9 protein-coding genes are annotated in these 9,476 nt (G+C 72.5%); 3 read left to right on the forward strand and 6 right to left on the reverse strand.

Going from position 1 to position 9,476, the window contains the following annotated elements; all coding sequences use genetic code 11:
- Window positions 1–11: 11 nt before the first annotated feature.
- Genes CITRI_RS20510 through CITRI_RS0114360 form a run of 3 tightly spaced genes read right to left on the reverse strand, consistent with a single transcriptional unit; the run spans window position 12 to window position 3,062 of the window.
- Window positions 12–1,094: a glycosyltransferase gene (locus CITRI_RS20510; protein ID WP_010145608.1), complete on the reverse strand. Its 1,083-nt coding sequence runs from the start codon at window positions 1,092–1,094 to the stop codon at window positions 12–14.
- A gap of 48 nt (window positions 1,095–1,142) precedes the next feature.
- Entirely contained in the window at window positions 1,143–2,339 is a 1,197-nt protein-coding gene (locus CITRI_RS0114355; protein ID WP_010145609.1) for a glycosyltransferase, read from the reverse strand.
- 6 nt (window positions 2,340–2,345) lie between these two features.
- Window positions 2,346–3,062: a Pr6Pr family membrane protein gene (locus tag CITRI_RS0114360; RefSeq protein ID WP_010145610.1), complete on the reverse strand. Its 717-nt coding sequence runs from the start codon at window positions 3,060–3,062 to the stop codon at window positions 2,346–2,348.
- A gap of 210 nt (window positions 3,063–3,272) precedes the next feature.
- Between CITRI_RS0114360 and CITRI_RS0114370 the strand changes: the two genes are divergently transcribed.
- The 3 genes from CITRI_RS0114370 to CITRI_RS0114380 all read left to right on the forward strand — a co-directional run bounded on the left by CITRI_RS0114370 (window position 3,273) and on the right by CITRI_RS0114380 (window position 5,846).
- The gene (locus tag CITRI_RS0114370; protein WP_010145611.1) at window positions 3,273–3,851 is read left to right on the forward strand and encodes an NADPH-dependent FMN reductase; all 579 of its coding nucleotides are present in this window, start codon (window positions 3,273–3,275) and stop codon (window positions 3,849–3,851) included.
- Window positions 3,852–3,954: 103 nt separating this feature from the next.
- Window positions 3,955–4,548, forward strand: a complete 594-nt coding sequence (locus tag CITRI_RS17985; RefSeq protein WP_050813708.1) for a GNAT family N-acetyltransferase — start codon at window positions 3,955–3,957, stop codon at window positions 4,546–4,548.
- Window positions 4,549–4,640: 92 nt separating this feature from the next.
- The gene (locus CITRI_RS0114380; RefSeq protein WP_029139369.1) at window positions 4,641–5,846 is read left to right on the forward strand and encodes a cytochrome P450; all 1,206 of its coding nucleotides are present in this window, start codon (window positions 4,641–4,643) and stop codon (window positions 5,844–5,846) included.
- A 135-nt stretch (window positions 5,847–5,981) separates the two neighbouring features.
- Here the strand turns inward: CITRI_RS0114380 and CITRI_RS0114385 are convergent, their stop codons facing one another.
- The 3 genes from CITRI_RS0114385 to CITRI_RS0114400 form a co-directional block, all read right to left on the reverse strand.
- Window positions 5,982–6,896: a hypothetical protein gene (locus CITRI_RS0114385; RefSeq protein WP_010145614.1), complete on the reverse strand. Its 915-nt coding sequence runs from the start codon at window positions 6,894–6,896 to the stop codon at window positions 5,982–5,984.
- Window positions 6,897–7,068: 172 nt separating this feature from the next.
- Window positions 7,069–8,124: a M28 family peptidase gene (locus tag CITRI_RS17990; protein WP_083843466.1), complete on the reverse strand. Its 1,056-nt coding sequence runs from the start codon at window positions 8,122–8,124 to the stop codon at window positions 7,069–7,071.
- Between the two features lie 342 nt (window positions 8,125–8,466).
- A complete protein-coding gene (locus CITRI_RS0114400) occupies window positions 8,467–9,351 on the reverse strand; it encodes a sugar nucleotide-binding protein (protein ID WP_010145616.1) in 885 nt (294 codons plus the stop codon).
- Window positions 9,352–9,476 lie beyond the last annotated feature (125 nt).

Raw genomic sequence — 9,476 nt, forward strand, 5'->3', positions numbered from 1 at the left:
GGCGGCGCGCGTCAACCGAGGACCTGCCCTACCGCAGCCTCCCAGCGGCGCCGGTACTCCCTCGGTTCCGTGAGGACCTCCGCCGCCAGCCGGTCCGCCGCGGCCGGGTCCCGCAAGGCCGTCTCCACGGCGCCGGCCCAGTCAGCGGACTCGTCCCCCCATCGGCACCAGGGCACCCCGGCCGCGGCCTGGGCGGCTGCGGCGAAGTGGTCCTGCTCGTCGAACGGGCGCTCCTCCGGGGCCAGCACCAGGGGCCGGGCCGCTTCCGTCGCGTCGGCCACGGCGCTGTACCCGGCTGAGACCACCACCAGGTCCGCCGCGCGCATCCGGCCGGCGACGTCGTCGGTCCAGCCGTGCAGCACCATGTTCGGCGGCACGGCGCCGTCCGCGCCGCGCACCGGCCCGTAGACATGCCAGCGGGCACCGGGCACCTGGCCCGCGGCCCGCGCGAGGTCGGCCAGCCGGACCCCACCGCCGCCGGTGCCGGTCACCACGGTGATCTCCGGACTCGCGGTCCGGACGGCCGAGGCCGCACCGGTGCGCGGGCCGGCCCGCCGACCGAGCCGGCCGGAGGCGTCCGGCGCGCCGAGGAACGTGGTCTTCGCCCCGAACCGCTCGCGCCAGCCCGGCTCCTCCAGCCCGGCGCCGTAGTGGGCGATCAGGTGGTCGGACTCGGCGTAGACGAGCTCGTGGGCCGGGTCCGTCCGGTCCCCGTGCATGCGCCGGTGGATCACCGGGTAACCGGCCAGGCGCAGGAACAGGGCGGTCTCCACGGACACGTCCACCACCGCGACGTCCGGCCGCACCGTGCGGGCCGCGTCGAGCAGGGCGGCGAACCGGTCCCGGATGACCGGACCGGTGGGGGTGTAGTGCAACCGGGACCCGGACGGCTGGCGATGCCCGGGGACGACGTCGGAGGGCAGCAGGTGCAGCCCGGTGGCGGCCGGCAGCACCTCGGCGGCGCGGGCCGCGGAGGTGGCCACGGTCAGGTCGAAGGCCCCGGTCCCGGCGGCGCGGGCGGCGTGGTGGAGGTGGCCGAGGCCGTGGTCGTGGGCGTAGTAGAGGACCCGGGGGCGGGACGGGGAGGCGCTCACGAGCAGACCGGGTTCATGCGCGGGACCGGGCTCATGCGGGAACCGGGCTCACTGCACCGTCTGGACGGACTGCAGGGCCGGCGAGCCGTCGTCGTCGGGGCCGGCCGGCGGGGCATCGATCGAGTCCCGCACCTGCGCGGTCAGCTGGTCCCCGTAGGGGGTCCAGCCGGGGCTGAGGGCCGGCAGGGTGCCGGCACGCTCGGCGACCTCGTGCAGGAAGCCGAGGTAGGACGCCACCATCCGGTCGGCGCTGAACCGGAGGGACCAGCGGTGCACGAGCCTGCGGTCCCTGGTACGCGCCACCCGGACCGCGTCCGCGAGCGCCTCCGCCGAGTGGTGCATGGCCAGGTCCCCGGCCCGGGGACCCACGATCTCCCCGAGGGCACCCGTCAGGAAGGCGGCCACCGGCGTGCCCATCGCCATGGCCTCGACCGTGGCCAGGCCGAACGGCTCGGCCCACAGGGGGCTGGCGAGGTAGACCTCCCCGGAGGCCAGCAGGTCCGGCAGCTGACCGTGGCCCAGGTGCCCGCGGTAGACGGTGTCCTCGCCCAGCAACGGCTCCACGGCGTCGCGGTAGTAGTCCCGGTCGGAGATCGGGCCGGCGAAGTGCAGCTCGAGCCCGGCGATCCGGGCCGCCTCGATGGCCAGGTGCAGGCCCTTCTCCCCCGTGATCCGCCCGGACCAGACGGCCCGTCCCGGCACGGGCCGGACGGTGCTGTGCCACCGGGAGTGCTCGATGCCGTTGGCGACCACCGCGATCCGCGGCAGCCGGTGGTTCCAGGCCAGCGCGTTGGCCGCCGAGACGGACAGCCAGCGATGGTTCGGCGGGGGTGTCCAGGCGGGGTCGTCGAGGACGGCGAGGACCTCGGTCAGCGTGGCGGGGGTGTGCAGCACGGTGACCATCGGGGCCTCGCGCAACTCGAGCAGGGGCACCGGGGACAGCGAGTTGTTCAGCACCACGTGGAAGTCTCCGTCGCGGACCTGCCGGCAGGCCTCGGACATGGCGGCGACCAGGACCGCGCGGCGGCGCACCACGTCCTGTTCCGTGCGTACCGTGGGATCGAAGTCCTCCGCGACCAGCGGCACCACGGTACCGGCCGTGCGGGTGCCCTCCTTGGCGAAGACCGTCACCTCGTGACCGAGCCGGACGAGGTGGTCCACGGTCAGGTCCGTGTGCATCTCCAGGCCGCCGGCGTACGGTGGCCGGATCGCGTAGTGCATGTGCGCCAGGACGGCGATCCTCACAGGGCCCTACCTCCGTTTCCCGCTGATCAGCAGCCGGTCCAGTACCCACATCAGCGCCGCCACCGCGAAGAAGAACGCCAGGATGGCAGCCAGGTAGACAGACACACCAGAATATCCCATCCGGGGCACGTCCAGGATGCTGTAGGGGTACCAGTCCAGCCATGGCCCACGCAGCAGCGTGAACGCCAGCCAGGCCAGCGGGATCAACGACGCCAGGCCGATCCGCCGCCACGTCACCTGCCCCTTCCGGTCCAGCAGCAGCCAGACCAGCGGCGTGAGCAGGGGGGTGATGACGTGCTGGATGGTGTCATTGACCTGCTCCACCCGGGTCATCGGGTCGGCATCCCGCAGCAGCACGTTGAACACCACCCCGGTGATGACGATGCACACCACCCCGGCGATCCGCGCCGCATGGAAGAGGTCCGACGTCCGGTGCGGCCGGATGGCCAGCAACAGCGAGGTGAGGCCGACCAGGAAGTTGGACAGGAAGGTGAAGTAGGTCGGCTGGTTCACCACGTGCTCCCAGCCGCCGGCGAAGCCACCCGCGAAGCCGGCATCCACCGGCAGGTCGGAGTCCTTCCAGGACCCGATGTAGAAGCTCAGCCCGTTGCCGGTGAAGGACAGCAGCGCGGCCAGCAGGAACACCACCCGCCCCGCGTCGGCCCGCCACCCCGGTGCCCGCCGCGAGCTCCGCGCGGATCCGGTGCCGGAGACCACGGTCACCGCGATCAGTCCCGGTGGGGGCGGATGATGCTGCCGACCGGGTCGTCGATCAGCGCACCGGTGCCGCCCCACTGCTGCCGGATCGGTTCCATGATGTGCCTTTCGACGTCGGACGGGCCGGACCGCGCACCGGACCCACACCCCCTAGTCTGGATACTGGAACCCCCCCGCCGCCAGCACATCCGCCCCAGTCACGCAGGAGGACCCGGCATGAGGATCGGCATCGTCATCGGATCGGTACGCCAAGGGCGTCTCGGCGCGTCCGTGGGGGCCTGGGTGGCCGACCGCGCCCGTGCCCTGGACACCTCCTCCGTCCCGGGAGGCGTCGAGTGGACGGTCCTGGACCTGCGGGACTTCGACCTGCCGGTGATGACCGACGAAAACTGGGCGCAGGCCGAGGACGGCCCCGCCGAGGTGCACCGCTGGCGCGACGCCGTGGCCGAGTGCGACGGGTTCGTCTTCATCAGCCCCGAGTACAACCGGAACATCCCGGGTGCGTTCAAGAACGCCTACGACCTGCTCTCGAGGCAGTGGATGGACAAGACCCTGGCGATCGTGGCCTACGGCGGGCTGGGCGGCGTGCGGGCCAACGAGGCCTGGCGGATCACCACCGCTGCCTACAACATGCACGTGGTGGGCGACTCCGTGAACCTGGTCCGCCGCATGGACTTCCCCGGTGGCGAGCTGGCCCTGACCGACCACCACGACCGCTCCCTCGAGAAGGTCCTGCGCCGCCTCGTGGACCTCACCCGCGCCCTCGCCGGTGACCGGGCCGCCACCGGCCCGTGAGCATCCCCGCCCCGTGCCGCCCGGGACCGGGCACCCGGTCGCGGCCCCGCGTGAGCAGCCGGCAGTGACACCCGCGCGCCCGACGCCGGCCCCGACGCCCCCCGTGCCGCTGCGCACCGAGCGCCTCGAGCTGCGGTACCTCCGCGATGCCGATGCCGGCGGGCTGCTGCGCTACTACGGACGGGAGGACACCACCCGCTACCTGCTGGACGGCCCGTGGGACGCGGCGAGGGCCCGTGACGAGGTCGGCCGGCGCCGGGGGCGGTTGCACATCACCGCGGCCGGGTTCGCGGTCTGCCTGGTGGTCGTGGAGCGGGACGCGGACGGCGGTGGCGCCGTCGTGGGGGACATCACGCTGTGGGCCGTGGACGACTCGCTGTCCCTGGGCGAGGTCAGCTGGGTGTTCGACCCGGACGCCGGTGGACGCGGGTTGGCCACCGAGGCCGCCCGCGCGGTGCTGGACCTGGCCTTCGGCCACTACGGCATGCACCGGGTGCGCGTGCGGATGGACGCCCGCAACGCCGCCTCGGCCCGTCTCTGCGAGCGCCTGGGCTTCCGCCGCGAGGGGCTGCTGCGGCAGGACTGGCTGATCAAGGACGAGTGGACGGACACCCTCGTCTACGGGATGCTCGCCCCGGAATGGCCGGGTCCCGTGACGGCCGGGCGCCCGCCCCGGCCCCAGGCCGGTCCCCGCTGACGGAGGGAGTCGATCTGCCGGTCACCGCACCCTGGCCGGACGCGGCAGGGGTGGGTAGCGTATGCGCCAGGCAGAGCAGAAGGTGGCGCGGGATGGCTGAGTCCCCGGCATTGACGCCGCTGCACATGCGGCGAGAACAATTCGATCCGGTCGAGGACCTCGGCAGGCTCCGGGACGACGGTGCCGTGCGCAAGGTCGACACGGGGCTGGGGATCTCCGGTTACCTGGTCACGCGGTACGAGGACGTGCGCGCCGTGCTGTCCGATCCCGTCCGGTTCAGCAACGCCGACCAGCGCTCGTTCGAGCTGCCGGGGGGCCGTCCCCTGAGCCCCGAGGAGCAGGCCCAGATGCAGGCCGGTCAGCTGCTGGCCCACGACCCGCCGGAACACACCCGGTTGCGGCACATGCTCACTCCCGAGTTCACCGCCCGCCGCATGCGCCGGCTCGAACCCCGGATCATCGAGATCGTGGGGCAGCACCTCGACGCGCTGGAGGAGGCCGGAGCGCCAGCGGACCTCGTCGCCGGTTTCGCCCTGCCCATTCCGTCGCTGGTGATCTGCGAGCTCCTCGGCGTGCCCTTCGAGGACCGCGCGGAGTTCCAGCACCGCACCGAACGGGAGCTGGACATCTCCACCCCGCCCGAGGAACTCCTCGCGCTCTCCCGGGAGGGTCGCGAGTACATGGCGCAGCTGGTCGCCCGCGCCCAGGCCGCACCGGGCGAGGACCTGCTCGGCATGCTCGTGCGTGAGCATGCCGACGAGTTGAGCACCGACGAGCTGGTCGGCCTCGCCAGCCTGCTGCTGATCGCCGGCCACGAGACCACCTCCAACATGCTGGGACTGGGCACCCTGGCACTGCTGCGGCACCCCGAGCAGTTGGCGCTGGTGCGCGAGGACCCCGCGATGGCCGGCCCGGCGGTGGAGGAGCTCTTGCGCTGGCTGAGCATCGTGCACGCCGGCATCCCCCGGACCACGACCACCGAGGTCGAGGTCGCCGGGCACACCATCCCCGAGGGCGAGCTGGTGGTGTGCGCGCTGCCCGCCGCCAACCGCGATCCGGCCCTGATCGATGACCCGGACCGGCTGGACATCACCCGGGGCACCCCGGGGCACCTGGCCTTCGGACACGGCGTGCACCACTGCATCGGGGCACCGCTGGCCCGGATGGAGATGCGGATCGCGTTCCCGGCCCTGCTGCGTCGGTTCCCGCGGCTGGCCCTGGCCGTCCCGTTCGAGGAGGTCGAGTTCCGCTCGTCCCACGTGGTCTTCGGACTGCGCGCGCTGCCGGTGACCTGGTGATCGCCGGCCGACGCGGTTCGTGGCGCTGCTCCGACGGACCGGGGGACACGGTGGACCCCTGACCGGACACCGTGCGGGAGGACGCGCGGCCGGGAGCACACGCGACCAGGAGGACGGATGCCGTCGGGTTCGCGGTCAGAACGTCCAGAGGGCGGGCTGCAGGTCAGCGGGGGCCTCCTCCGGCGCGTCCGGCCAGTCGACGGCCCGTCCGTGCGCCTCGGCCCAGCGTTCCACCGCGGCACGGTCCCAGCCCTGCTGGGAGACCCGCGGCCCGGCCAGGGTGACCGCGGGGTCCGGGAAACCCGACAGGTACCGCACGCCGGCCCGGGAGACGTTGAGCGCGGCGGCGATCATGGCGGCGTTGACGTACTGGAGGGGTTCGCCCGCACTGTTCACCGGACCACGAGGCACCTCGGCCTCCGGCACCGCCACCGCTTCCACCGGTTCGCGCGGCTGGGTGGCCAGGAGCTGTTCCTCCTCCCACATCTGGCGCAGCACCGCGGCGAGGTCCGCAGTCACCTCATTGGCGACGTGGACCGGGGAGGCCCAGGCGTCGGCGTCGCCCGGGACCCGGCAGTGGCAGCACCGGGCGGTCTCGGTGTCGAGGAAGGGCGCCAGCCTGGTGTCATCGACACTGCGCCAGGCGGCGATCCCGAGGAAGTGACTCCATCCGGTGCCGTCGTTGACGTCCTCTCCCTCGGGGCTGATGACGTGCATCCCGGTGCCGGTCAGCACCGGTGCCAGTTCGTGCATCAGCCGGCTGGTGAACCGGCCGTAGTCCTCGGCAACGTCCTGGTCGAGGGATCCGACGACCTTCCCGTCGATGAGGATCAGGGAGGATTCGGCCCGCTCCAGCTCGGCGTTGACCGTGCGCACGCGCCGGGTGGACGGTCCGTGCTCGCGCATCTGGGTCCGCACCACCTCACCGACGATCCGGATCAGGGCACGGACGTCGGAGGGGTCCATCGCTCCGAGGCGGTCCCGGGGGACGGCCCGGACATGGTCCTGGAAGTAGGCCCGGTGGACCGTCTTGAACAAGTGCGTGTACATGACGCCCCTTCAGCTGGTCGGAACACGGTGGACGGCGGCTGCGCCCTCGAGACTTTACTCCGTAAAGCCTGTCGACCCTGTTCTTCACAGCGCGATCTCGGCCTGCGGGCACCGGCCAGCGGGCACCGGCCGGGATCCGGTCCGACGCCGGCGGTGCCTCCGCGGGTCCGGCTCAGTCCTGGGTGTCGCCGTCCAGGGCGCCGGAGTCCTGGGTGCCAAAGTCCTGGGCGAGGCGAGTGGCGGCGTGGGCGATCGCGTCGGTCATGAGGTCCAGCGTGTCCGGATCGACGTTGTCGAGGTCATCACCGGGCTGGTGGTAATTCGGATCGCGGGGAGCGCCCCCCTCCCCGCCGAAGAGCCGGGCCTCCCGGGACGACTTCCTCTCGTTGCTGCCGGAGAACAGGCCGGCCACGGGGATGTCCGCCTCGGCGAAGGCGACCTGGTCGGACTCGTAGTTCCAGCTCGTGGTGATCCACGGCTGGTCGCGGGAGTCGAAGTAGTCGGTGAAGACCTCCATGAGGTCCAGCGAACCGTCGGGGACGTTGAGCCGGGAATCGTCGTCGCGTGCGTCGTAGAGGGCGACCACGGCGTTGGGTGAGGCGACCATGTCGAAGTTCAGGTATGCGGCGATGGTCTCGAGTTCATCGTCCTCGTCCAGCTCCTCCACGTAGTGGCTGGATCCAGGGAACCCCCGATATTCCTCGGCACCCCACCACGCGAAGCGCACCGTGTTCTCGCCGGCGTCCTCCTGCGCCAGCCTGCGCGCGACCTCCAGCAGCGCCGCCGCACCCGAGGCGTTGTCGTTGATCGCCGGGCTGCCGGGGACTCCGTCCAGGTGGGCGCCGAGCATGATCACATTGTCCTCGTTCCCGCCCTTCGTCTCGGCGAGGATGGAGAACGTCTCGATCTCCTCGTCCCAGGTCTCGACGGTGAAGTACTGACGGGTGGTCTCATACCCCGCACTGGCCAGCTGCCCCTCGACGTACTCGGCCGCCGCCTCATGCCCCGAGGTGCCGGCGGCGCGGTCGCCGTGCTCGTCCGCCAGGGCCTGGAACTCCTCCAGATGCCCGTAGGCCGAGGTCACCTGTGCCCGGGGCGCGACCTCCTCGGTCCGCATGCCGGAACCGCCAGGCCGATCGCGGGCCAGCAGGATCAGCACCGTCAGGAGAGCGACGATCCCCAGCGCCCCGATCGCGAGCAGTGTTCTCGGGATTCGTCTGCGTCTCATCTATCCTCCATCGGCATCGTGACAAGTTCGGCCCGGGAGCGCACTGCCCCTCGGAGCCCGCCGCGGGGGCGCTGCTCCGGGGAACGCGTGGCGTGTCCCGTCCGCAGGCCAGTGGGGGCTCCGCGCCAGGGCCCGGACACCCTTGGTCCGGGCCGGCTCCCGGTTGCCTGGAGGGTGACGCTGGTGGGCGACTCGATCGCGGCTTCCCGAGTGCCGTCGACGGCCCGACCCACGGCCACCTCCAGGGGACCCCGTCGGTCCTGCGGTGCCAGGACCAGGTGAGGTCGACTGCGGTGGTCAGATGAAGCGTAAACCACGAGACGGGGGTTTCCTCAGGGCCCTTCAGCGATCGGCGCCGTCCCGGGGCCGGGAAGCCGTCCCGTCGGGGCCGGTGGCTATGAGGTGGGCATACCCGGTCTCGAAGGTCGGGTACGTCAAGGCGCCCAGCAGTCCGAGGAGGCGAGCGCCGCTGAGGATGGTGCCGCTGGTGACTTCCGGATCGGCCCTCGGGGGCGCCGGGAGTCCCAACTGGCGGGCGATGTACGTGACGACCTCGCCCAGCGGGACCGGGCCCTGGTCGACGGCGTGCAGGAGCCGCGGCGGATCCGCCGCGAGGAGCAGCGCCTCCAGGGTGCGGACCAGGTCGGCCTCGTGGATGCGGTTGGTACGCCTGGCGTACTGGACCGGGGCGCCTTCGATGACCTTACGCACGAGCATCGTCCGGCCGGGTCCGTAGATTCCAGCCGGTCGGACGACATGCGCGCCGAACAGGTCGGAGGCCAGGAGCTCCCCGTCGAGAAGCGTGCCGCCGCGTTCGGTGACCGGGGCGGGGGCGTCCGCCTCGGTGAGCACCCGGCCGTCCGTATACCCTTCGAACACCCGGGTGGAGGACACGAACACGACCCTCCGCGGCACGCGGGGCAGCGCCGCGGCGAGGTGTTGGAGCGAGGCGCGGTAACCGTCCGGCTGGCCTCCAGGGTCCTGCGTCCCGGGCGGCAGGGTGATCACCATGGCGTCCACGTCCGGCAGGGCACGTCCGATCGGCTCGCGCAGGTCGACCGCGAGAGCGGAGAACCCGGCAGGCAGGGAGGCCGTGTCGCGGCGGAGGGCGAACACGTCCCAGCCGACTGCCGCCAGGTCCTGCCCCAGGCGGGTGCCCAGCTTCCCGCAACCGACCAGGAGGATCCGACCGGGTGGGCCATGCGGGGTTGTCAGTGCGTCAGGCATGCTCCCAGTCTGCCCCGGCCACAGCCCGCCTGGGTGCGCTCGGCGGTGGCGGTGATGGGCACCGCGCCCCAGTCGCCGCCCCGGATCTCCACCCCTGAGGTCAGGCTCAGGCCGCGACTGGCGTT

It is taken from the genome of Citricoccus sp. CH26A, assembly GCF_000224415.1.
Lineage (GTDB): Bacteria > Actinomycetota > Actinomycetes > Actinomycetales > Micrococcaceae > Citricoccus.

Bases quoted from the DNA above. Each gene is read 5' to 3' on its own strand.
- CITRI_RS17990 (WP_083843466.1), bottom strand. From the start codon at position 8,124: ATGAGACGCAGACGAATCCCGAGAACACTGCTCGCGATCGGGGCGCTG.
- CITRI_RS0114370 (WP_010145611.1), top strand. From the start codon at position 3,273: ATGAGGATCGGCATCGTCATCGGATCGGTACGCCAAGGGCGTCTCGGC.
- CITRI_RS0114385 (WP_010145614.1), bottom strand. From the start codon at position 6,896: ATGTACACGCACTTGTTCAAGACGGTCCACCGGGCCTACTTCCAGGAC.
- CITRI_RS0114380 (WP_029139369.1), top strand. From the start codon at position 4,641: ATGGCTGAGTCCCCGGCATTGACGCCGCTGCACATGCGGCGAGAACAA.
- CITRI_RS0114400 (WP_010145616.1), bottom strand. From the start codon at position 9,351: ATGCCTGACGCACTGACAACCCCGCATGGCCCACCCGGTCGGATCCTC.